Below are 24,386 nucleotides of genomic sequence, written 5' to 3'. Positions count from 1 at the left end.
ATCCTCCTCTATTTGTCAAGATCATCCTCTAAAAGATCCACAGAAACCAATGTGGAAATCCCTTTTTCCTGCATGGTAATTCCATAGAGCCGGTCAGCGGCAGTCATCGTCCCTCTTCTGTGAGTAATAACGATAAACTGAGTGTTCTTGGTCAGTTTATGTAAATACTGTGCGAATCTGGTAACATTCGAGTCATCCAGCGCCGCCTCGATTTCATCGAGAAGGCAAAACGGAGATGGCTTCAGGTTCTGAATCGCAAAGAGAAGGGAAATGGCCGTCAAAGCTTTCTCTCCTCCTGAGAGCTGCATCATATTCTGCAGCTTTTTGCCCGGGGGCTGTGCGACAATGCGAATTCCCGCCTCCAAAATATCTTCGTCCTCCATCAACTCCAGCGTTCCCTTTCCGCCTCCGAATAATTCCTTGAACACGAGGTTGAATTCCTGAGAGATAAGGGCAAACTGTTCGGCGAATTGTTTCCGCATGGCGGCGTCCAGTTCCTCAATGATCTGGTTCAAGGTCGCTTCCGCCTCCACTAAATCGTCATGCTGCGTCTTTAAGAAATCATAACGCTCGGAAAGCTCCTTGAAGTCTTCGATTGCATTGACGTTGACAGAGCCGAGGCTTTTGATTTCCCCTTTTAATTCTTGAATCCGTTTCTTCATCAACGCCAAATCGGTCAGATTCTCATCCCGGATTTCCATGGCGCGGTTATAGGTCAGCTCATATTCCTCCCACATATAATTAATCTGCTTCTCAGAGGCTTCTTCATACCCCTCTTTCCGGCTTGTAAGGCGGAATACTTCCTTATCCAATTCTGCCATGTGGCGGGACAGTTCCTCCCGCTTACCGAGGAAAGATTTGTGCTTTTTATTCAGTTCTTCCCGCTCCTTTTGGAATTTGGCAATCTCCTCATTAATCTCAGCGAACAATTCCTTTGAATCTTCTATCGTCCTCCGGATATCAGCTATCTGTGTTTCCTTCTGCTCAATCTCGCTGCTTGTCTCCCCTTTGTTCTCGTCGAGAAGATTCAGCTCCTCGTTGAATTTTTCTATCTCTTCGTCAATTCTCTGAAAGTTCTCATCGATAAATACCTTTTTCTGCTCCAGCGCCGCAAAGGCCAAATGTATCTCTTCATTGCGCTTCACTTCCAAGCTCTCTGCCTGACGTTCCGCTTCCAGTTCCATCTGCATCGATTCTATCTTCGCCGAAAGCTCTCCTTCCAGACTCTCCGAAGTCTCCAGCTCCACTTGAATAGAATCCTGATTCTCCTCAATCTCTTTCGCCTGTTCCTCAAGCTGTGCCCGCTCTTTCTGAATCTGCGCGATACTCTCTGACGTCAGCCGCTGCTTTCCCGCCACCTGTTCCAGATTCATCTTGGCTGTATTCTGCACAACATAGTCTTTCTGCAGTTCGTGCTGGACTTCTTCCACTTTCGCATACAGAGCGGCTCTTTTCGCCTTCGTCTCCTCCAGCTCTTTCTCCGCTTCCTGCATCTCCCGTTTCAATAGCTGTACCGTCTTTTCAAACTCTTCTATCTCCCGGCGCCTGCTGAGCAGATTACTGGAATTCTTGAATGCCCCGCCGCTCATGGCCCCGCCCGGATTTATCAATTCACCTTCCAGCGTGACAATGCGGAGTGCCTGCCTGTATTTGCGCGCCAGCATGATTCCCGTATCAATGGTGTCCGCCACGATCGTGCGGCCAAGCAGATGTTCGGCCAGTTTCTCGTATTTTCCTTCTACTTTGACCAATTCACTGGCCACCCCGATAACACCTTTTTCCTTCAGCGCTTCGGGCTTTCCTACACTTTGCCCCCCTTTGATAGCGGTAAGTGGTAAAAATGTAGCCCGCCCGAATTTATTCTGCTTCAGATAACCAATCATTTTTTTTGCGGTCTCTTCATCAGACGTCACTATATTCTGAATACTTCCGCCAAGTGCTGTCTCGACAGCAATCTCGTATTTCTTTTCTACCTTGATGATATCCGCCACAACACCGAGAAGGCCCGTTTCCTGTTCCTTTTTCTCCATGACCCGGCGGATACTGTTCCCGTAGCCGTCGTAGCGCTCCGTAATATTTTTCAGAGAATCAAGCCGTGACTGCTCCCTGTGATAGGCTGTCTGGCCGATGCGGAGCTGATTATTTTTCTGCGTAATCTCTTGCTGCAGCTTCTCTATCTCGGCTTCATAGCCCTTGATTCCTTCCACAAATCCGGCGATTTTACCGGATATCTCCCGCAGTTCCGACTCATATTGGGTATACAGCCCTTTCTGCCTTTCCCCATCGCTCTGTGATTCCAGAAGGCGCTTGGAAAGCTCCGCTCCCCTTACCTTCATCTGCTCCATCATCGTATCATAATGCTGTATCTTCGCTTTGGTGGACGCGCGGTTCCCAAGAAGCTCTCTGATTTCGCTCTGATTTTCATCGATCAAAGCCGTCATCTCTGCTATGCGGCTCTGCTGTTCTATCAGCGCCGACCTGGCCTGCTTCTGCCGCTCTTCTTCCTTCTGCAGCTTCCCCGCTATATCATCTTTTTCTTTCTGCAGCGTTTCCTTCTGACTCTCCCGCAGAGACAGCTCTGCATAAATATTTCTGGCCCGCTGTTCATAATGCTCGTCATTCATGCGGGCGCTTTTGATCTGCTCCTTTAAAAGCGCTATCTGCCCTTCTAACTGCTGTTTTAAAAGCGTCGTCTCATTCAGCTGCCGTTTTGCCTTCTCCACAGAATCATCAATCTCATCCATCTGCTCTTCGATGGACTCATATTCCGTCTTCATGTCAGAATACGCCTGAGTCGCCTCCGCTAATTCCTCCTGTGTCAGTCCAAGTTTATCGTCGATCTCTTGAATCTGCCCCTTCAGTCTTGCAGTTTCCATGAGGAACATGTTGATATCGTACCGTTTCAGCTCTTCCTTCTTTTTCAAATACTCCCGTGCCGTCTCAGCCTGCCTCTCCAGAGGACCGTACTGCTTTTCCAGCTCGCTCAAGATATCATTGACCCGGACAAGATTCTGCTGCTCTTCTTCCAGCTTTTTCAGTGACATATTCTTGCGGCGCTTGAATTTTACAATTCCCGCTGCTTCGTCAAATAATTCTCTTCTTTCCTCCGGCTTACCACTGAGGATCTTATCGATCTGCCCCTGCCCTATAATAGAATATCCTTCTTTGCCAATACCCGTATCGTAGAACATCTCATTGATATCCTTCAGCCTGCAGGAACTGCCGTTAATTAAGTATTCACTCTCTCCTGAGCGGTAAAGCTTTCGGGTCACCTTCACTTCCTCAAATTCCACCGGAAGCTTGTGGTCAGAGTTGTCCAGTGTAATCGCCACAGACGCATAGCTGAGAGGTTTGCGGTTCTCTGTGCCGGAAAAAATGACATCCTGCATACTGCCGCCCCTAAGCTGCTTCACCCTCTGTTCGCCTAAGACCCAGCGCACGGCGTCGGCTACATTGCTCTTTCCACTTCCGTTCGGTCCTACAATACCGGTGATTCCGTTATGGAACTCGAACACAATCTTATGGGCGAAGGACTTGAACCCCTGTACTTCAATGCTCTTTAAATACATGCCTCCACCGTCTTACGCCTTTCCCTCTCTTAATCTCAATATGGCTTGATAGGCCGCATCCTGTTCCGCCGCCTTCTTCGTTCTTCCGATACCTGTCCCATAGCTGTCTTCCCCGATGCGTACTTCTACATGGAAGGCTTTATTATGGTCCGGGCCCTCCTCTTTTATAAGATGATAGGAAACCCCTGTTTCCAGATTCCCCTGCACAATCTCCTGCAGGATAGTCTTGCTATCAAAAAAGAGCCGCTTACCTTCCAGATCATTCAAAATGTGCTGTAAGATAAACTCTTTTGCATTAGCAAAACCACCATCCAAATAAATAGCCCCAATCAGCGCCTCAAGGGCATCTGAAGTTATAGAATCACGTTTCCGTCCTCCGGTCGCGTCCTCGCCTTTACCCAATAGTAAAAAAGAGCCAAGCTCCAAATCTCTGGCACAAAAAGCAAGCGCTTTCTCGCAGACCATGCTTGCCCTCAGCTTAGTCAATTCGCCCTCCGGCATCGTTTGATTCTCAAAAAACAAATATTCACTGGATACCAGCTCCAGCACCGCATCTCCCAAAAATTCCAGGCGCTCGTTGCAGTCATGCTTTTTTAAATGCTTTTCATTCACATAGGAACTGTGCGTCATAGCATGCTTGAGCAAATCTCTGTCGTGGAACTGGTATCCGGTTTTCTCCTCTAATTCTTTTACATTACGGCTCATAATTTTCCCCTTTTTAAAACGAAAAAGCCCTGAATTGGGCTTTTTCGAATATATGCCTAATTTTTCGCGTTTTTAATCTGTTCTACTGCGTCTCCGACGGTCACAATCTTCTCCGCATCTTCATTGTCTATTTCAATGTCAAATGCATCTTCAATCCCCATAATAATCTGGAAAATGTCGAGGGAATCTGCCCCCAAATCGTCTACAAAAGTAGTATCCATTGTGATTTCCTCTGCATTTACTGCTAATACATCAGCGATGATTTCCTGTAATTTTTCAAATTCCATACCTAATTACCATACCCTTTCCGCATCTCTGCTTATTCGGCAGCTTCTTCCGGCTGCTGAATACATTCTTTTATTTTTTGATTGATGTCCTGCTCTTTGAACGTCACACACTGGAAAATCGTATTCTTGATTTCCTTTGCCGTAGAACTGCCGTGTGTCTTGACCACCAGACCGTTCAGTCCAAGCAGCGGCGCTCCGCCGTATTCACTGGCATCAAAATCCTTCAGCGTGGCCTTTAAAGCCGGCTTCACCAGAAGGGCACCAATCTTGCTGCGCAGGTTCGCCATCATGCCGCCTTTGATTTTATCCACAAGCACGGCCCCGACGCCTTCGTACAGTTTCAGGATGACATTGCCAACGAAAGCTTCACAGACTACCACATCTGCCTGTCCATGAGGGATTTCCCGGGCCTCGATGCTTCCCGTAAAGTGAATGTCTTGGCATTCCTTCAGGAGAGGGAATGTCTCTTTCACAAGCGCATTACCTTTTTCTTCTTCCGCCCCTATGTTCACGATTGCGACCTTAGGGTTCTTTACCCCCATAATATGCTCCATATAGACAGAGCCTATCTTTGCAAATTGAAGCAGATGTGACGGCCTTGCATCTACATTAGCCCCGCAGTCAATGAGTAGTGAAAATCCCTTTTCCGTCGGTATAAGAGGCGCCAAAGGCGGACGCTCCACACCCTTGATACGTCCGACCAAAAGCTGGCCTCCCGCGAGGATGGCCCCGGAACTCCCGGCAGATACAAACGCGTCTGCCTCCCCGTTCTTCACCATCTTAAGGCCCACTACAATAGAAGAGTCCTTCTTCTTTCGTATTGCCATCACCGGCGGCTCGGCAGTCTCAATGACCTCCGTCGTATTCACCACCTCAATCTGCTCTTTGTTGTAAGTATATCCTGCCAGTTCTTCTTTGATGACATCTTCTTTTCCCGTCAGAATTACCTTGATATCACTGCGTGCCGAAACGGCTTCCATGGCTCCCTTTATAATCTCCTTAGGAGCATTGTCTCCGCCCATCGCATCCAGCGCTATTTTTGTCATTTCCTTCATACTGTTACCTCCCAGCATTACTAAAGATTATTCTACTAAACATCGCTTTAAAAATCAACATATATTTTTACATCAAAAAGGCTTCCCGGTCATCCGGAAAGCCCTTTTAGATTCACTTATTCAGCGCTTACGATTTCGCGCTTGTTGTAGGAACCGCAAGCCTTGCAAACTCTGTGCGGCATCATGAGTGCTCCGCATTTGCTGCATTTAACAAGGTTTGGTGCGCTCATCTTCCAGTTCGCTCTTCTCTTGTCTCTTCTTGCTTTGGAAGATTTATTCTTTGGACAAATTGACATAGGTTACACCTCCTTAAAATTCTTAAAAACATCGCGGATAACTGACATTCTGGGGTCCAGACTCGTGTCTTCACAGTCACAGCAGCCCTCGTTGAGGTTCTGGCCGCATACACTGCAAATCCCTTTACAGTCTTCGCTACATAGAACTTTCATCGGCCACCCTACTAAAATCTCATTGCAGAGGAGCTTCTCCACGTCGAGATGATATCCGTCAATATAATTCGCTTCATCGGAACCGTCTTCTTCATCCCCGCACTCTGTATCTGTATTCACGCTCTTCTCAAATACAAGCTTCATCTCTGTGGGTACTTCCGCAAGACATCTGTCGCACGGAATCACTACAGTAAGACTTGTATCTCCTGTAATATAAAGCTTCTTCTCCCCGGCATATTCAATACGGATATGCACCGGACTCATCTCAGCTATACTGAACTTCTGTCCGCCAAAGAAGACCTCCTTCATATCAGAAACAACGCTTTCCTCTACAGTCTTATGCGGTTCTGTCAAGACTTCGGATAGGTTTATTAACATATTCGTTACTCCTATTCATACCTAAACTATTATATCATGTAAAAAGTATTTGTCAACAAAATTATTCGCGAAATTTAAGGTTTTTATCCACTTATCTACAAAATATGGTGTCTCCTATAATAATGCAACAGTTTCCCTTGCGATGGCAAGTTCTTCATTTGTCGGTATAACGAGGACAGTCACCTTAGAATCCGGCGTAGAGATTACAATTTCTTCCCCACGTTTGCCGTTAGCTTCCTCGTCAATCTTGATTCCAAGGAATTCAAGATAGCTGCAGATTTTGACGCGCATCGCGCCGTCGTTCTCACCGATGCCTGCGGTAAAGACGATGTTGTCCACACCGTTCATGGCTGCCGCATAGCTGCCCACATATTTCGCAACTTTGTAAGCAAACACTTCAAGGGCAAGCGCAGCTCTTGCATTGCCTTCCTTGGCTGCCGCATCCAAATCACGGAAATCGCTGGATACACCGGAAAGTCCTTCTACACCAGACTTTTTATTTAATACATTCATGATTCCGGCAATGTCGAGATTCTCTTTCTTAGCGATGAACTCCATGATAGCCGGATCAATGTCTCCGGAACGTGTCCCCATCACAAGTCCTTCCAGTGGAGTGAGTCCCATGGAAGTGTCAACGGATTTCCCGTTCATGACTGCACAGATGGAAGAACCGTTGCCCAGATGACATACGATTGTCTTGGTAGCGTCATAAGGCTTTCCAAGGAACTCTGCAACTCTCTTAGATACAAAGCTGTGGCTTGTCCCGTGGAATCCGTAACGTCTCACTTTATATTTGTCATAGTATTCATACGGAAGTCCGTACATATATGCCTTCTCCGGCATAGTCTGATGAAAAGCAGTGTCAAATACAACTACCTGAGGTGTTCCCGGCATCAAGCTTTCACAAGCAGCGATTCCAATCAAGTTCGCCGGATTGTGCAGCGGCGCAAGATCGTTGCACTCTTCGATTGCTTTCTTTACTTCTTCTGTCACGACAACAGACTTGGAGAAGTTCTCTCCTCCATGTACTACACGGTGTCCCACCGCATTGATTTCATCCAGACTCTTCACAACACCTGTCTGCGCGTCTGTCAGCGCATCGATTACAAACTGAATTGCCTCCGTATGTGTCGGCATCGCTTTATCAGTCACTGCCTTTTCCCCGCCGGCCGGCTGATAAGTGAGTCTTCCGTCAATCCCGATTCTCTCGCATAAACCTTTTGCCAGAACTGCCTCTGAATCAGAGTTGATGAGCTGGAATTTCAAAGATGAACTTCCACAGTTGATTACTAATACATTCATAATGTTTCTCCCTTCTTACTATCTTAATTCCCTTATTTTTGGAAATTAACACTCTATTTTTTATTATACCGTATAAAAACACTGTATACAAGTTTGGATAATTTTTTAACAATCCCGGGCAAACCACAATAAAGCTCTACGTATTCTTATAAATTCCGCAGCTGTGGGAAAATCAGCATCGCTACTTGAAAATAGATTATGGTGGTTCCGGTGTCCACCAGCGTGGTAATCAGAGGAGCTGCCATAATGGCAGGATCCAGACCGCATTTTTTTGCGATAAGAGGCAGGGTACACCCAACCGTCTTCGCCATAAGAATCGTCCCCATCAGCGTAATGCCAAGCGCGACAGCAAGCGGCAGGGGATCTCTGTCATGGTACATAATCAAAATCCGCACTCCGTTCACCACGGCAAGAAAAGCTCCCACGAGCAGAGCCACCCGCACCTCTTTAAAAATCACACGGAATGCATCCTTAAAACGCACTTCTCCTACCGCCAGCCCCCGGATAATCAGAGTTGAACTCTGTGAACCGCAATTTCCTCCGGTTCCCGTCAGCATAGGAATAAAAGTGTTCAGGACAGGGAGCGCTAATATCTGCGCTTCGTAGTGGCCGAGCACCATCCCGGTAAGCGTCGCGGAGAGCATCAAGAACATGAGCCAAGTGCTTCGGTTCTTTGCATGCTGAAATACACTTGTCCCAAAATAGCTCTCTTCGTTGGGGCTGACACCAGCCATGATGCTGATATCCTCCGTTGTCTCATCCTGAAGGACAAGCATCGCGTCATCGACGGTCACAATCCCGACCATGCAGGATTCATGGTCTACGATAGGAATCGCCACGAGGCCATATTTTTTGATCGTCTTAGCCACATCCTCCTGATCGTCCGTCGTGTGGGCATAGAGGATGTTGGTGTCCATAATCTCCTCCATGGTCCGCCCCTCCCCGCTGGTGAGGAGATCCTTGATGTCTACGACACCCAGAAGCTTTCTCTTTTCTGTAATGTAGAGCGTGTAAATAGTCTCTTTGTTGATGCCGACCTGACGAATCTTAAGTATGGCGTCAGCCACCGTCATGTCGGGCCGCAGCCCCACATAATCCACATTCATCACGCTTCCCGCGCTGTCCTCGGGATATTGAAGGATTGTATTGATCTGCTTTCTTGTATCCTCGTCCGTGGCCAGAAGAAGTCGTTCCACTACATTGGCCGGCATCTCCTCGAGTACGTCCACCGTATCGTCCAGATACATCTCATCCATGACCTCTTCCAGCTCAGAGTCCGTAAGTGCGTCGATCAACGTCTCACGCATATCACTGTTCATATAAGTGAATGTCTCCGCAGCCTCTTCCTTTGCCAAAAGCCGGAACAGAATCAGCATCTCTTTTTCATCCACTTCCTCTAAGAGCGCCGCTATATCGACAGGATAATACTTCTCCATCTCTTCTTTCAACTCTTTGTAGCCTCTGGAATCCAAGAGTCCCTGTATCTTCTCATAGTTCATTCTGTTCCCTCCCCTCTTCTTCAATCTGTTATTTTCCCATGGAAAATAGAACCTTTTTATAGTATAATCGTTTACAGAATGATATACAAGGAGATTCTTTTATCGATATGAAAATTGTAGGACTAATCGCAGAGTACAACCCGTTCCACAACGGGCACAAATACCATATAGAAAAGGCACTGGAAATGACTGACTCCGATGCCGCCGTCGTCTTGATGAGCGGTGATTTTGTCCAGAGGGGGGCTCCCGCGATCATGCCGAAACATCTGCGGGCTGAGGCAGCCTTAAAAAGCGGTGCTTCGGCAGTATTGGAGCTGCCTGTCTGCTATGCCTGTGGAAGTGCAGAATATTTCGCCCGGGGCGCTCTCGCTGTCTTCGAATCACTTGGCTGTGTAGAGTCCATCTGTTTTGGAAGCGAATGCGGAGACTTCGAGACCCTCAACAAAATTGCCCGCATTTTTGCAGAAGAGCCGGAAGAATATCAGACTGCCCTTCGTACCTATCTGCGCCGTGGCCTCTCCTTCCCATTAGCCCGGCAGAAAGCTCTCCGTGACTATACCGGCGACGCTGCACTGGAGGCAGTTCTGGATTACCCTAACAACACGCTTGGCGTGGAATATATCAAGGCTATCTATCTGGCCAAAAGCTCTGTACGGGCTTATACACTAAAGCGTCTGGACTCCGATTACCACGACACAGAGCTTTCCAACACTTATAGTTCTGCGTCCGCCATCCGGAGATTGCTGGCCTATTCCAGCAATTCACTGCACATAGAGTCCGACACGGAATTCGACGAACCTAGGCTCACGGAAGTATTGACAAGGCTGGAGGACCATGTACCCGCTCCTTGTATTCGTCTTTTGGAAGAGAATCATAGAATCCGCTATCCCGTATATTCCAATGACTTTTCCCTTCTTCTAAAGTACCGTCTGCTCTCCGAAACAAAGGAAAGCCTGACAGAATACGCAGATGTTACGCAGGACTTGGCAAATCGTATTATCAATTACCGCAATTCGCTCATCTCTTGGGAGCAATTCTGTGATCTGCTGAAAACGCGAGAGATTACCATGACCCGTGTCAGCCGTATGCTGCTCCACATCCTGCTGGGCATCCGCAAATCCGACCTCCTTCTTTACGAGGAGAGCGGCATCTGCCAGTATGCCAGACTTCTGGGGTTCCGCAAGGATTCCACACTGGTCCTGAGAGAAATGAAGCGGAATGCTTCGGTCCCTCTTATCACAAAGCTGGCAAGCGCCAGAGGTATCACACGCGCTGGCATCCATATGCTGGAGCAGGGAATCTATGCCGCCGACATCTACGAATCCGTAGTGACCAACAAGTATAAATATCCTTTCATCAGTGAATATGAACAACAGCTCCGCATCGTCTGATTCCACTCCTAATCCATAAAAAGTCCGCACAGAAAGAAATCTGCACGGACTTTTTGTTTTCATCTAAATTTTCAGTTTTTTCGTGAATGCCACTGCTTTTGCGCCAGGCCCAATATGACAGGCCACACTGAGAGAAAGCGGCGCCATATATATATCATACCCCGGGAATGAGGATTCCAGCTCTTTCTTCCAGTCCTGAGCTTCTTCCTGACTGCATGTATAGGCGGCAAAGAGGCAAATCCCCTCCGGACTGTTACAGTCCGTAAAGTCCTCGGACATCGATTTCTGCGCGGCCTGTATCATCGTCTTTTTTGCCGCCTTCCACCCTCTTGTCTTAGAATATGCATCCAGCTTTTCCCCTTTAATCCGCAGAACAGGCTTTAAGTTGAGAACCGTTCCAATCGCCGCTGCCGCGGGCGTCAGTCTACCGCCCTTTTTCAAGTATTTCAGCGTATCTACTGTGATATAAATGTCAGAGTCGAACTTTACCGCCTCCAAAATCTCCTTGATTTCCCCGGCGCTCTTCCCCGCCTCTGCCAGCATGACCGCATCCAGAACTGACTGGCGCTGTGTGACAGAAATCTGCTGATTGTTCACTACCTGTACCTTACCGTCATAATCGGCAGCCAGCATAATCGCAGTCTCACAGGAGGAACTCAGTCCACTGGACATTGGAATATGCACCAGTTCATCATATTCCTTCAGTACCTTGTCCCATAACTCCATCACATCTGCCGGCGCCGGCTGTGAAGTCTTGATATCCGCGTCATCGCCAAGCCGCTGATAAAACTCTTCTTGACTCAGCGTTATCTCTTCTAAAAATAACTTTTCGTTAATATAGAACGGCATCGGAAGAACGAATATTCCCAAGTCCTTTCCCTCCGCCTGCGTAATTCCACTATTACTGTCGGTTACAACTGCTACTCTTCCCATATTAAGGATTCCTCTCTAAATTAATAAAATCATACCTTGTACATACTGTTACAGTCTGTGCATTTTTTCAAAGATTTCCTGACTCTGGCAATGAATATCCACACCAATCTGTAATCCAAGGCTGCGGAGCTCTTCGGATACGAGTTCCAGTTCCTTAGCGGAATTGTCCACATCTGTCACTGCCACCATGTTAAAATAACCATCCACAATAGTCTGTGATATATCTAAAATATTAATGTTGTTCTCTGCCAGATATGAGCATACTTTCGCGATAATTCCTACAGAATCTTTTCCAACTACAGTAACAATACATTTTTTCATAAAATCCAGCCTCCTGTGGTCCAGCGGCCCGCACCGAATCTCTAAACTGTGATGACCTGAGATATCACATCTCTTTTTGCTACAGAAATCGGTATCTCATCGCCTCGATATGGGTTGTCCCCGAGAGTCACCTCAAGTTTTACAGTCTCATATGCAAGCTCCGCGTAATTATTTTCCTTACTTAAATGTCCCAGCATCACATTTTGCAAGTCACCGTGTAGTATATCACAAAGTAAGCGTCCTGACAATTCATTTGATAAATGTCCCCGTTCTCCCATCACTCTCTGCTTCAAATAATATGGGTACGGCCCTACCTCAAGCATATGTAAATCATGGTTCGATTCTAACAGTACAGCATTGAGATTCTTAAGATTCTCAACCGTATACGCATCATATTTTCCCAAATCGGTGGCGACAGCCACACGCTTTTCTCCCTGCTCGAACCGGTAACCGCTTGGCTCATTTGCGTCATGTGAAATGGCAAAGGGATGTACGGCGATATCTCCTATCATGAACTCGGAATTCGCATGTACTTCCCGGTACAATCCTTCCGGCATCTTGCCCAGCGACTTATAATCCCTGATTCCCCGGATCGTCCCCGGCGTTGCAAAAATGGGAATCTCATATTTGCGGCTGAACACGCCAAGCCCCTGTATATGATCCGCATGTTCATGGGTAACTAAAATTCCATCCAGCTCTTCCCCTTTGATTTCCAATGAGCGGAGTCCTTCCTCTATCCTCTTCTTGCTGATTCCGGTGTCTACCAGAAGATGGGTGCTCTCGCTCCCCACATAAATACAATTCCCGCTGCTTCCGCTTGCTATACTGCACAATCTCATGAATCTACTCTCCTGTCGCTTTCTTCCTGTAATGCTTTTTTAATGGCCGCTTCAGTCACACTAAAAAGGCCGCTGTTGTCTATCACACGGTCACATTTTTCTCTATACACATTCTCAGATACCTGAGACGCAAAAATAGACTCTATCTTTTCATCGGTATATCCTCTGGACTCCTTGAGCCTGCGTCTTCTCACTTCCGCCCGTGTGTAAATATACCAGATCTCGTCCAGCATATCGCGGTATTGTTTTTCCGTGAGCAAGGCTGCCTCCAGCACAAAAAGCCGGGTTCCCTTCCTCTCCTCTTCCTTCATCAGACGCAATATTTCATTGTTAACGGCCGGGTGGACCATAGCGTTCAGCTTTTGCAGCTTTATACGGTCAGAAAAGACAATGCTTCCAAGCGTATCGCGGTCGATGAACCCCTCCGGCCCTACTATCTCTTCCCCGAAGTATTCCGTCATCTTCTGATAACACTCGCTGCCCGGCCGCTGCACCTGATGTGCAAGGATATCGGCCTGACAGACATGCGCCCCGCATTCTTCTTCAAGGAACTCCAGCACGCGGCTCTTCCCTGAGCCTACCCCTCCGGTAATTCCTATTTTTTTCATCTTCATGTTATTTTGCCTCATACCAGTTCTCACCCGTATGCATATCTATAATAAGCGGCACATCAAGCTCCGCCGCCTGTTCCATACATTCTCTCAGCAATTCCTCCACCTGCGGCAGTTCCTCTTTCCATGCCTCAATCAAAAGCTCATCATGGACCTGAAGAACGAGACGTGACTTCATCTTACGGTTCTTCAGCTCCTTATCGACACGAATCATAGCCATTTTCATAATATCTGCCGCCGTACCTTGAATCGGCGAATTCATAGCGACCCGCTCCCCAAAAGACCGCTGCATAAAGTTGCTGCTCTTAAGCTCCGGAACCGGTCTCCGCCGTCCAAACAGCGTCACCACATACCCCATCTCCTTGGCATGGGCCACTGTATCGTCAAGAAACTCTTTGATGCCCGGGTAAGTTTCAAAATACCGCTCAATATACTGAGACGCTTCTTTTCTGGTGATACTTAAATCTTGGCTTAACCCAAAGGAGCTGATACCGTACACGATACCAAAATTGACCGCTTTGGCGTTGCGCCTCTGCAGATCCGTCACCTCATCAAAAGGCGTATGGAAAACTTGCGAAGCGGTGATTCTGTGAATGTCCTTCGCCTCCCGGTATGCCTGAATCAATTCTTTATCTCCGGAGCAGTGGGCCAGTACTCTCAACTCAATCTGAGAATAATCGGCGTCCACAAATACGTACCCATCCTCCGGTATAAATACTTTTCTTATCAACCTTCCCAGCTCCATGCGGATAGGAATATTCTGAAGATTAGGCTCCGTGCTGCTGATACGTCCCGTAGCCGTGATCGTCTGATTGAATTTTCCGTGAATCCTTCCATCTTCCCCGATATAGGCCGCAAGTCCGTCGGCGTAGGTGGATTTGAGCTTCGTAAGCTGGCGGTATTCAAGAATCTTAGACACTACCGGATAGTCCGGCGCCAGCTTATCCAGAACATCTGCCGCTGTGGAATAGCCCGTCTTTGTCTTTTTCCCGTTGGGAAGCTGCATGTGCTCGAACAACACTACGCCCAGCTGCTTGGGAGAGTTGATATTGAATTCTTCCCCCGCCATCTCATAGATTTCTTTTTCAAGCTCTACTATTTTACTGCCGAGCTGATTCCCATAAAAGCGAAGCGCTTCCGACTCGATCATCACCCCGTTCTGCTCCATGTCGAAAAGGGTAAACACAAGGGGCATCTCTATCTGCTTGAACAGACGGTCCATTTGGGTCTCTGTAAGTTTTTCCCAGAGCGGCTCTGATGCCGCATAGGCCGTATAGGCTTCATAGCATACCTTGGCCTCTGTATCCGCCTTAGGGTCTATCATTAGATTGAGCTGCTCTCTGGCCACATCCTCGAAAGTATAATCGTTCTTCAGCGGGTTCAAAAGATAGGCAGCCACCGTCGCGTCAAAGCAATGCTCCTCCCTCTCCGGCCTGATTGGAATGTAAGGGAGGGCCGACTTCAAATCAAACATCACAAAGCGGGCCACATTGTTGGCAATCTCTCTCGCCTGTTCCAACAGCCAGCTTTCTTCTATTCCTTCCCCTGCCGGAATACAGTAGATATCTTCTTTTCCAAAGGCAATCCCAATTCCGCCGAACCCAGCCCCCGACGCAAAAAGAGGAAGTACATTTTTCAAATTCTTATATAGCACAAGACCTGCCGTCTCTGCCGTCTTTGCCTTGTCCACGATTCGTCTGGCCTCTTCTTTATCTGTGATGATTCGAAATGCGTCTTCCACAGAATTGCTTTTTGCCTGTACATCGAATCTGGATAAAAGATTTTTGAACTGCAGCCTCTGAAAATATTCATAGGCCGCTTCCGTATAGAGGTCCGTGAGCTCTGCCTCCGCAAGATTGTAGTCCACAGGGGCGTCTATATTGATAGCTGCCAGCTCCTTACTAAGTTTTGCCTGCTCCCAATACTCCACAATATTTTTCGCCGCTCTCGGCGGCTTCAGCTCGGATGCATGCTCATAAGCATTTTCAATGGAGCCATATTCCGCGATAATCTTTGTCGCTGTCTTTTCCCCGATATTAGGCACACCTGGAATATTGTCCGAGGCGTCTCCCATCAACGCCTTTACATCAATAAATTCTTTCGGCGTGACGAGATACCGCTCCTTTACGTCCGAAGCATAGTAATCCTCCACCTCGGTCCCACCTTTTTTCGTCTTGGGGATGCGGATCTTCACATGTTCCGTGGCAAGCTGAAGCAAGTCCCTGTCCCCGGAAATGACCACGACTTCCATGCCTTCCTTCTCACAGCGACAGGATATGGTACCCAGAATGTCATCCGCTTCCAACCCTTCCTTTTCCACCGTCCGCACGCCCATGGCGTGAAGCACGTCCTTCATCACAGGAACCTGCTGCCGCAGCTCGTCCGCCATCGGCTTTCTCGTTCCCTTATAATCTGCAAACATTTCATGGCGGAAGGTAGGCGCGTGTACGTCGAACGCCACCGTCAAGTAATCCGGCTTCTCTTCCTCCAAAATCTTGAACATAATATTTAAAAAGCCATAAATGGCATTCGTGTGCAATCCCTCCGCATTCGTCAAATCCGGCAGTCCATAAAATGCCCGGTTCAGAATGCTGTGTCCGTCTATCAATACGATTTTACTCATCTTATTTCGCCTTTCTACTTTCTTTCTATAATACTATACACCAAAGTGCCCGATTTTAAAAGTGAAAAAGAAAAAGCTCTCCAGTACTTACTGAAGAGCTTTTCACTGCCGGCGATGGGACTTGAACCCATACGTGGTTGCCCACAACAGATTTTGAGTCTGCCTCGTCTGCCATTCCGACACGCCGGCATGTCACGAACCGAGATTAATAATACCATAATCTTCTTCGGTTCGCAAGCGTTTTTTCTATTTTTTTACACTATTTTTTTGCATCTTCTATATTTTTTTTCAAAGTCTCATAAATCGGGAATGAATCAAACGTGGCGAAATAATCTTCCGGCGTCTCGGCCCGGCGGATAAGCTGTGTACTGCCGTCTTCACACAGGAGAATCTCAGCAGAACGCAGTCTTCCGTTGTAATTATATCCCATAGAAAAGCCGTGGGCGCCGGTATCATGAATGACCAGCAAATCTCCCAGCTCTATCTCCGGCATCATTCTGTCGATAGCAAATTTGTCATTATTCTCACAGAGAGAACCGGTAATATCATACATATGGTCGCACGGAGCATCTTCTTTACCGGCAACCGTGATATGATGGTATGCTCCATACATTGCGGGCCGCATGAGATTGGCCGCACAGGCGTCCACCCCGACATACTCTTTATGGGTATGCTTTTCATGAATTGCACGAGTGACAACACAGCCATAAGGCCCCATCATGAATCTTCCCAGCTCTGTATAGAGGGCAACATCCCCCATTCCGGCCGGAACAAGAACTTCTTCATAGACCTTGCGCACACCTTCTCCGATTGCTTTGATATCGTTCGGTGTCTGATCAGGCCTGTACGGAATACCGATGCCGCCAGAAAGATTGATGAACTTAATATGGGCTCCCGTCTCTCTCTGGAGCTTCACCGCAGTCTCAAACAGCAGCTTCGCCAGAGTCGGATAATAATCATTTGTCACGGTATTGCTCGCAAGGAACGCATGCATGCCGAATTCTTCCGCCCCTTTTTCTTTCAGTATCCGGAAGGCCTCGAACATCTGCTCTGTCGTAAGACCATACTTGGCGTCCCCCGGATTATCCATAATATCGTTGGAGATTTTGAACAAGCCGCCCGGATTGTAGCGGCAGCTGATTGTCTTCGGAATCCGCCCGATTGTCTCCTCCAAAAAATCAATATGGGTGATATCATCCAGATTAATGATTGCCCCCAGCTTATCGGCCAGCGCGAACTCTTCTGCCGGCGTGTCGTTGGAGGAGAACATAATATCCTCCCCTACCGCCCCGATAGACTGTGACAGCAAAAGCTCTGTGTAGGAGGAACAGTCACACCCACAGCCGTACTCACGCAAAATCTGAATCAGATAAGGATTCGGAGTTGCCTTCACCGCAAAGTATTCTTTATATCCCTTATTCCACGAAAACGCTTCCTTCAATGCCTTTACATTGTCCCGAATTCCTTTTTCATCGTAAAGATGAAAGGGAGTTGGGTATTCTTTTGTTATTTTTTCCAATTGCTCTTTGTTTACAAATGGTTCTTTCTTCATGCCGTCTCTCCTCATCTTACTCGATTGTCATAATCTGCATCATATTGCTCACACCGCTCCGCTCCGTCTTCACACTAGGGGACGGAATGCCGGCCGTCAGCACGACCACATCGCCTGACTCTATAAATTGTTTGACTCTTGCCAATTCTATAGCGCCTGCGCTGATATCTTCTGTCGTATCAAATTCCATGGATTTGAGCGGTCTCACTCCCCAGTAGATAGACATTCTCCGCAGCGTTCTCTCGTTCGGTGTTATTCCCAAAATCACCTGACGCGGCTTCAAATTGGACACTACTCTGGCCGTAGCCCCCGACACAGACGGCGTGATGATGCATTTCGCCTTCAAGTTAGCCGCCGCCAGAACAGACGAATATCCTATGGCGCTGGAAACACCGGATTTCAAGTGTTCTCCCGCCTCATCCAGTATCCGGTCATAATCCAGATGCTGCTCTGTATTTTCCACAATGTGTACCATCATCTGCAAGGCCTCCAGAGGGTACTTTCCTGCCGCCGTCTCACCAGAAAGCATCACGGCGTCTGTCCCGTCGTATACCGCATTGGCCACATCCGTCACCTCTGCTCTGGTCGGCCTTGGGTTGCGTATCATAGAATCCAGCATCTGAGTCGCGGTGATGACCGTCTTGAAATTATTATTACATTTTTGAATCATCATCTTCTGCAGATAAGGAACCTCCTCGGCAGGTATCTCAACCCCTAAGTCTCCACGGGCGACCATGATTCCGTCCGCCGCGCGGATAATCTCATCAATGTTCTGAATCCCTTCCGCATTCTCGATCTTTGCGATGATTGGTATATATGGCGCTCCAAGCTCTTTCAAAAAAGCTCTGATTTCCAAAATGCACTCTGCGTTGCGCACAAAAGACGCGGCGATAAAATCAATATCCTGTTCCACGCCAAACCGTAGATCTTCTTTGTCCTTATCTGTGATGGCCGGCAGTCTCACAGGAACGTTCGGAACATTGACTCCCTTGCGTTCACCCAGTTCGCCTCCGTTCACTACCTTACAGATAATGTCCGTCTCCGTCTTGCCCGTCACTTTCAGTTCAATGAGACCGTCATCAATCAGGATACGGCTCCCCCTGTCCACATCATTCACAAGTCCTTCGTAAGTGATAGATACCTTCTTTTCATCGCCCTCTATAGCTTTAGTGGACAGAAGAAACTCTGCCCCCGTCTCCAGAACGACCTTTTTTCCACCCTTCAGAACGCCCGTGCGTATCTCGGGCCCCTTTGTATCGAGAAGAATCGCTGTGTTCGTGTGCTCCTCCTCCCGGAGCTGCTTTACCATATCCATTCTTGATTTATGTTCTTCATGGTCACCGTGCGAAAAATTGAACCGGGCCACATCCATCCCGTTTCGAATCAATTTGCGCATCAACTCCCTGTCACTGGTGTTCGGTCCCATAGTACAGACAATCTTTGTTTTCTTCATGTTATTCCTCCTCAAGCCTTACTGGATAGTTCTATTTCACATGTTCATGCGTGAACAGATGATCCTGACAATATTCATAGTTTCCGTTACACTTTGAGCAATAGCGGAACTCCAGATTCGGATTGTCCAGCTCCGTCCTGCCGCAGACCGCACATTTATGCTTAGCGCCTCCCTCATAGTGGTTGACTGGGCGCTGCATTTCCTGTTTGAATTTTTTTCTTCTGGCTACCTGTTTCGGTTTGTAGGGCTGCATATTTTTATTATTCAAGAAGAAAATGACAAAGTTCAGCAGAGATGCGCCGATCGCAATCTTCGTGATCAAGCCTCCTTGGAAGAAATTTACCGCCAGCATGGCCGCGTTCAAATATGCCAGCCATTTAAACTTCACCGGCAGGATGCCATAGAGCAGCAGCTCCATATTCGGCATAATCGACGCGCAGGCCAAGAATATGGACATATTGATATAGTACGTACTAAAACTGCCGCCAAACCCAATCAGCCCGCCGCTTATAAAGTACGAAATAAAGGCTCCGATTATCGTAAAAAGAAATCCGGAAAAAATATAAATATTATAGCGGAAGGCTCCCCACACACTCTCCAAAGTCCGTCCAAGAGAACTGTACAGAAGCAGTATAAAAATAATGGCAATAATATTTCCGCTGGGTGGAACAATAATCCAGCTGATGAGCCGCCAGACCTGCCCCCTAAGAATCAATCCGGGCTCTAAGGTAAAATAGTATAGAAGTTCCGGTATCGTAAAACTAACTATAAACCCGACCACATAACACACCAGAAGCACAACGGTCAGATTATGAATCGCATATCTGCCGAATTTGCGCTCCATCTTGTTCATCCAATTCATATAAAATATACTCCTATTTTAAGATTTTCTCACTGTTGCTATTGTATCCTTTGGACTATACTTTGTCAATTCCATACCCTAAGTTTACTATGTTTTAACAAATTCAACAGGATTTCCAGTTCAGGAGCAGCTTTTTTCTACGCCGCTTCCAATAACTAGTGTTTGTATTTTCAGCCATTCTGTCGTATAATGAAGAATATTGTGATTAAGCAAAACAACATTTAATAAGTAGTAATACATATAATTTTACGAGAGAGTAAGGAGTAAACAATATGAGCCAGACAGAATTACATACATTGGGAATCGATATCGGTTCGACTACCGTAAAGATTGCCGTGTTGAACAGCAATAACGACGTACTGTTCTCTGATTATGAGCGTCACTTTGCCAATATTCAGGAAACCTTGTCCGACCTGCTCGGCCGCGCAATCTATAAACTTGGCCCCGTGCGGGTCTCGCCTATGATTACCGGTTCCGGCGGACTGACACTTGCCAAGCATCTTGGCGTCCCCTTTGTACAAGAAGTAATCGCAGTCTCCACCGCGCTGCAAGACTATGCCCCGCAGACAGATGTGGCGATCGAGCTTGGCGGCGAGGACGCGAAGATTATTTATTTTGAAAATGGAAATGTAGAGCAGCGTATGAACGGAATCTGTGCCGGAGGTACCGGTTCTTTTATCGACCAGATGGCGTCCCTTCTTCAGACAGATGCCACCGGACTGAACGAGTACGCCAAAAATTATAAAGCTCTTTATACAATAGCCGCGCGCTGCGGTGTATTCGCAAAATCTGATATTCAGCCTCTTATCAACGACGGAGCAACCAAGGAGGACCTTGCGGCCTCTATCTTCCAAGCGGTTGTCAATCAGACCATCAGCGGACTCGCGTGCGGCAAGCCTATTCGCGGGCATGTCGCTTTTCTCGGAGGCCCCCTTCATTTCCTCTCTGAGCTGCGGGAGGCGTTTATCCGCACATTGAAATTGGACGATGAGCACACCATAGCGCCCAAATATTCACACTTATTTGCCGCAGTCGGTTCTGCCCTCAATTCAAAAAAGGATACTTTCACCACGCTGGGCGATCTGCAGAAAAAGCTTGCCTCCCATATTCAGATGGAATTCGAAGTAGAGCGTATGGAGCCGCTCTTTGTCAGCGATGCCGACTATCAAGAGTTCAAAACACGGCATGCCAGACATCAGGTGCCGGTTGCTGACCTTGCCTCCTACCGTGGAAATGCTTACCTCGGTATCGACGCAGGCTCTACTACGACCAAAGCCGCACTGGTGGGCGAGGACGGAAACCTCTTGTATTCCTTCTACCACGGCAATGACGGAGACCCTCTGGGGACGACGCTCACCGCCATCAAGGATATCTACAGCAAACTGCCTGAAGGCGTACATATCGTACACTCCTGCTCCACCGGATACGGTGAAGCCCTGATTAAGGCCGCGCTGTTGTTGGACGAAGGCGAAGTAGAGACTGTGTCTCATTACTATGCCGCCTCTTTCTTTGAGCCTGATGTGGACTGTATACTGGATATCGGCGGTCAGGACATGAAGTGCATTAAAATCAAAAACCAGACAGTCGACAGTGTACAGCTCAACGAAGCCTGCTCTTCCGGCTGTGGCTCTTTCATCGAGACATTTGCCAAATCTTTAAATTACAGTGTGGAAGATTTTGCCCATGAAGCACTCTATGCCAAGCATCCGATCGACTTAGGCACACGCTGTACGGTATTCATGAACTCAAAAGTAAAGCAGGCACAGAAGGAAGGGGCCGAGGTGGCTGATATTTCCGCCGGTCTGGCCTACTCAGTCATCAAAAATGCACTATTCAAGGTAATTAAAGTGTCCGATGCCTCCGAGCTGGGCCAGCGCATTGTCGTACAGGGCGGTACCTTCTATAACGATGCCGTGCTCAGAAGTTTCGAAATGATTGCCGGATGTAAAGCCATCCGCCCAGATATCGCCGGTATTATGGGTGCCTTCGGCGCTGCCCTTATCGCCAGAGAACGGTACGCATTCAAAGAATGTAAGAATACCACCATGCTGTCAATCGATGAAATCAATGAGCTGGAATATACTACCACCATGTCCAAGTGTAAAGGCTGTACCAACAACTGCCGCCTTACTATCAACAAATTCAGCGGCGGACGGCGTTTCATCTCCGGCAACCGCTGTGAGCGGGGACTTGGCAAAGAAAGAACCAACAGCGACATCCCGAATCTCTTCGCCTACAAGAACGAGCGCTATTTTGGCTATACTCCTCTCACTGAGGAGGATGCAAAGCGGGGCAGCATCGGAATCCCGCGTGTCCTTAATATGTACGAAAACTATCCCTACTGGTTCACGCTGTTCCATGAACTGGGATTTCAAGTGGTGCTCTCTCCGGCCTCCTCCCACAAGATTTATGAGATGGGAATTGAGTCTATTCCCAGCGAATCTGAGTGTTATCCGGCCAAGCTGGCCCACGGACATGTACAATGGCTGATCAACGAAGGCGTAGACCATATTTTCTACCCATGCATTCCATTCGAGCGGAACGAGTTTCCTGACGCCAACAACCATTATAACTGCCCTATCGTGACCTCTTATGCAGAAAACATTAAGAATAATATGGATGCCATCGCCGACGGCGTGGTAGACTTCATGAATCCGTTCCTTGCAATGACCAACGAGGAGACTCTGACAGAAGGACTCGTGCGGGCACTTGCAGATAAGTTCTCTATCGATACACAGGAAATAAGGTCTGCCGCCCACAAAGCCTGGGAAGAGCTGGGTAAATGCCGGGAAGATATCTGCAAAAAAGGGGAAGAAACCATTGCTTATATGGAAAAGACCGGAATACGGGGCATTGTCCTCGCAGGGCGCCCTTACCACTATGACCCGGAAGTGAACCATGGCATTCCGGAGCTGATTACCGCATATGGAATCGCCGTCCTCACAGAGGATTCTATCTCCCACCTTAATCCGGTGGAACGGCCGCTGATCGTCATGGACCAGTGGATGTATCACTCCCGGCTCTATGCTGCGGCTAATTATGTAAAGACGCGGGATGATTTGGACTTGATTCAGCTCAACTCCTTCGGCTGCGGCCTTGACGCCGTAACCACGGACGCTGTCGCCGATATTCTCACTCATTCGGGGAAAATTTATACTTCCCTCAAAATTGATGAGGTCAATAATTTAGGCGCTGCCAGAATACGAATCCGTTCCTTAATTGCGGCTATCCGGGTCCGGGAGCAAAAGCAGATGAAGCGTGAAGTAAAGCCCGCTTCTATCGTGAAGATTCCCTTTACGAAAGAAATGCGCAAGACACACACGATACTCTGCCCACAGATGTCACCTATCCACTTCAATCTTGTGGAACCCGCTTTCCACGAAGCAGGCTACAACATTGAGGTGTTAAAAAATGATAACAAGAATGCGGTAAATGTGGGACTTAAATATGTAAATAACGACGCATGCTATCCCTCCCTCATCGTAGTGGGGCAGATAATGGAAGCGATTCTCTCAGGAAAATATGATACCGATAAGATTGCCGTCATTATCAGCCAGACCGGAGGCGGATGCCGTGCTTCCAATTATATCGGTTTTATCCGCAGGGCATTGAAGCGTGCAGGTTATCCGAACATACCCGTCATTTCCCTGAACTTAAGTGGACTTGAGAGCAACCCGGGCTTCAAAATCACATTGCCTTTAGTTATAAAAGGCATTTACAGTCTTGTCCTCGGAGATGTGTTTATGCGGTGCCTTTACCGGGTGCGCCCCTATGAAGCTGTCCCCGGCTCAGCAAACGAAATGCACAAAAAATGGGAAAAAGAAGCAATCAAATTTATTACAAAAAAATACCAAAGCCGGAGGGAATTCACACGCCTCTGCCGTGCCATTATAGCAGATTTCGACACACTTCCGCTTTTGGATGTACAAAAGCCCAGAGTCGGCGTGGTCGGAGAAATCCTTGTCAAATTTCTTCCCGCTGCCAACAACTATCTGGTTGATCTGCTGGAGCAGGAAGGAGCCGAGGCGGTAGTACCTGATTTGCTCGATTTCTTCCTCTACTCTTTCTATAACAGTAACTTCAAGGCCGAACACTTGGGTACGAAAAAGTCTTCCGCATTCAAAGCCAATCTGGGAATCAAGGCCTTGGAATGGTTCCGGAAGCCAGCCGTAAATGCCTTTAAAGCAAGTACACGTTTCACCCCTCCGTCCCAGATACAGGAACTTGCCGAGATGGCAGGCGAAATCGTCTCTGTGGGCAATCAGACCGGTGAAGGCTGGTTCTTGACCGGGGAGATGCTGGAGCTGATACATACGGGAGCGCCTAATATCGTCTGCACCCAGCCCTTCGCCTGCCTGCCGAATCACGTGGTAGGAAAAGGAGTAATCAAGGAACTGCGCCGCCGTCACCCGGACTCCAACGTAGTGGCAATCGACTACGACCCTGGCGCCAGTGAAGTAAACCAGTTGAACCGTATCAAGCTGATGCTCTCCACCGCCCATAAAAAGCTGGAGGCACAGCAGCCCACTCAAGAAACGTTAGAGGCATAATTTAATA

18 protein-coding genes and 1 tRNA gene are annotated in these 24,386 nt (G+C 47.8%); 2 read left to right on the top strand and 17 right to left on the bottom strand.

Translation table 11 applies throughout. The features are described from left to right. Nucleotides 1-8 precede the first annotated feature (8 nt). The 8 genes from smc to mgtE all read right to left on the bottom strand — a co-directional run bounded on the left by smc (nucleotide 9) and on the right by mgtE (nucleotide 9,244). Nucleotides 9-3,569, bottom strand: a complete 3,561-nt coding sequence (gene smc, locus BN6465_RS04540) for a chromosome segregation protein SMC (RefSeq protein ID WP_066732111.1) — start codon at nucleotides 3,567-3,569, stop codon at nucleotides 9-11. A 12-nt stretch (nucleotides 3,570-3,581) separates the two neighbouring features. Further along, complete coding sequence (rnc, locus tag BN6465_RS04535) at nucleotides 3,582-4,274, bottom strand: ribonuclease III (protein WP_066732104.1); 693 nt, start codon at nucleotides 4,272-4,274, stop codon at nucleotides 3,582-3,584. 56 nt (nucleotides 4,275-4,330) lie between these two features. Beyond that, on the bottom strand, nucleotides 4,331-4,561 hold the full coding sequence (gene acpP, locus BN6465_RS04530) for an acyl carrier protein (protein WP_066732102.1): 231 nt from the start codon (nucleotides 4,559-4,561) through the stop codon (nucleotides 4,331-4,333). Between the two features lie 32 nt (nucleotides 4,562-4,593). Then, complete coding sequence (plsX, locus tag BN6465_RS04525) at nucleotides 4,594-5,616, bottom strand: phosphate acyltransferase PlsX (protein ID WP_066732100.1); 1,023 nt, start codon at nucleotides 5,614-5,616, stop codon at nucleotides 4,594-4,596. A 116-nt stretch (nucleotides 5,617-5,732) separates the two neighbouring features. Further along, complete coding sequence (gene rpmF / locus BN6465_RS04520) at nucleotides 5,733-5,912, bottom strand: 50S ribosomal protein L32 (RefSeq protein WP_066732098.1); 180 nt, start codon at nucleotides 5,910-5,912, stop codon at nucleotides 5,733-5,735. A 3-nt stretch (nucleotides 5,913-5,915) separates the two neighbouring features. Further along, the gene (locus BN6465_RS04515) at nucleotides 5,916-6,443 is read right to left on the bottom strand and encodes a YceD family protein (RefSeq protein WP_066732096.1); all 528 of its coding nucleotides are present in this window, start codon (nucleotides 6,441-6,443) and stop codon (nucleotides 5,916-5,918) included. A 114-nt stretch (nucleotides 6,444-6,557) separates the two neighbouring features. Further along, on the bottom strand, nucleotides 6,558-7,745 hold the full coding sequence (locus BN6465_RS04510) for an acetate kinase (protein ID WP_066732095.1): 1,188 nt from the start codon (nucleotides 7,743-7,745) through the stop codon (nucleotides 6,558-6,560). 146 nt (nucleotides 7,746-7,891) lie between these two features. Further along, complete coding sequence (mgtE, locus tag BN6465_RS04505) at nucleotides 7,892-9,244, bottom strand: magnesium transporter (protein ID WP_066732094.1); 1,353 nt, start codon at nucleotides 9,242-9,244, stop codon at nucleotides 7,892-7,894. 107 nt (nucleotides 9,245-9,351) lie between these two features. Here mgtE and BN6465_RS04500 point away from each other — a divergent pair, with 107 nt between their 5' ends. Beyond that, nucleotides 9,352-10,635: a tRNA(Met) cytidine acetate ligase gene (locus BN6465_RS04500; RefSeq protein ID WP_066732092.1), complete on the top strand. Its 1,284-nt coding sequence runs from the start codon at nucleotides 9,352-9,354 to the stop codon at nucleotides 10,633-10,635. A 63-nt stretch (nucleotides 10,636-10,698) separates the two neighbouring features. Here the strand turns inward: BN6465_RS04500 and BN6465_RS04495 are convergent, their stop codons facing one another. From BN6465_RS04495 to BN6465_RS04455, 9 genes are all read right to left on the bottom strand, one after another. After that, nucleotides 10,699-11,568: a DegV family protein gene (locus tag BN6465_RS04495; RefSeq protein ID WP_066732090.1), complete on the bottom strand. Its 870-nt coding sequence runs from the start codon at nucleotides 11,566-11,568 to the stop codon at nucleotides 10,699-10,701. Nucleotides 11,569-11,616: 48 nt separating this feature from the next. Continuing rightward, nucleotides 11,617-11,889 carry an ACT domain-containing protein gene (locus tag BN6465_RS04490; RefSeq protein ID WP_066732089.1) on the bottom strand — a complete coding sequence of 91 codons (273 nt, stop codon included), beginning with the start codon at nucleotides 11,887-11,889 and terminating at the stop codon, nucleotides 11,617-11,619. A gap of 41 nt (nucleotides 11,890-11,930) precedes the next feature. After that, the gene (locus tag BN6465_RS04485) at nucleotides 11,931-12,728 is read right to left on the bottom strand and encodes an MBL fold metallo-hydrolase (RefSeq protein WP_066732087.1); all 798 of its coding nucleotides are present in this window, start codon (nucleotides 12,726-12,728) and stop codon (nucleotides 11,931-11,933) included. Further along, nucleotides 12,725-13,342 (bottom strand): dephospho-CoA kinase, encoded by a 618-nt coding sequence (coaE, locus tag BN6465_RS04480; RefSeq protein WP_308013027.1) that lies wholly within the window; start codon nucleotides 13,340-13,342, stop codon nucleotides 12,725-12,727. Before coaE ends, BN6465_RS04485 begins: the two co-directional genes overlap by 4 nt. 1 nt (nucleotide 13,343) lies before the next feature. After that, the gene (polA, locus tag BN6465_RS04475; protein WP_066732083.1) at nucleotides 13,344-15,962 is read right to left on the bottom strand and encodes a DNA polymerase I; all 2,619 of its coding nucleotides are present in this window, start codon (nucleotides 15,960-15,962) and stop codon (nucleotides 13,344-13,346) included. Nucleotides 15,963-16,068: 106 nt separating this feature from the next. Then, nucleotides 16,069-16,151: transfer RNA gene (locus BN6465_RS04470), tRNA-Leu, on the bottom strand. Nucleotides 16,152-16,221: 70 nt separating this feature from the next. Continuing rightward, nucleotides 16,222-17,514: a diaminopimelate decarboxylase gene (locus BN6465_RS04465; RefSeq protein WP_066732081.1), complete on the bottom strand. Its 1,293-nt coding sequence runs from the start codon at nucleotides 17,512-17,514 to the stop codon at nucleotides 16,222-16,224. A 16-nt stretch (nucleotides 17,515-17,530) separates the two neighbouring features. After that, nucleotides 17,531-18,967 (bottom strand): pyruvate kinase, encoded by a 1,437-nt coding sequence (gene pyk, locus BN6465_RS04460; RefSeq protein ID WP_066732080.1) that lies wholly within the window; start codon nucleotides 18,965-18,967, stop codon nucleotides 17,531-17,533. Between the two features lie 31 nt (nucleotides 18,968-18,998). After that, entirely contained in the window at nucleotides 18,999-19,829 is an 831-nt protein-coding gene (locus BN6465_RS04455) for a hypothetical protein (RefSeq protein ID WP_066732078.1), read from the bottom strand. A 272-nt stretch (nucleotides 19,830-20,101) separates the two neighbouring features. Between BN6465_RS04455 and BN6465_RS04450 the strand changes: the two genes are divergently transcribed. Next, the gene (locus BN6465_RS04450; RefSeq protein WP_066732077.1) at nucleotides 20,102-24,379 is read left to right on the top strand and encodes a 2-hydroxyacyl-CoA dehydratase; all 4,278 of its coding nucleotides are present in this window, start codon (nucleotides 20,102-20,104) and stop codon (nucleotides 24,377-24,379) included. Nucleotides 24,380-24,386: the final 7 nt, after the last annotated feature.

The sequence above is a fragment of the Bariatricus massiliensis genome (assembly GCF_900086725.1).
Taxonomy (GTDB): domain Bacteria; phylum Bacillota; class Clostridia; order Lachnospirales; family Lachnospiraceae; genus Allocoprococcus; species Allocoprococcus massiliensis.
Note: the sequence above shows the minus strand (reverse complement) of the source record. Positions and strands in the feature narration are given on the sequence as shown.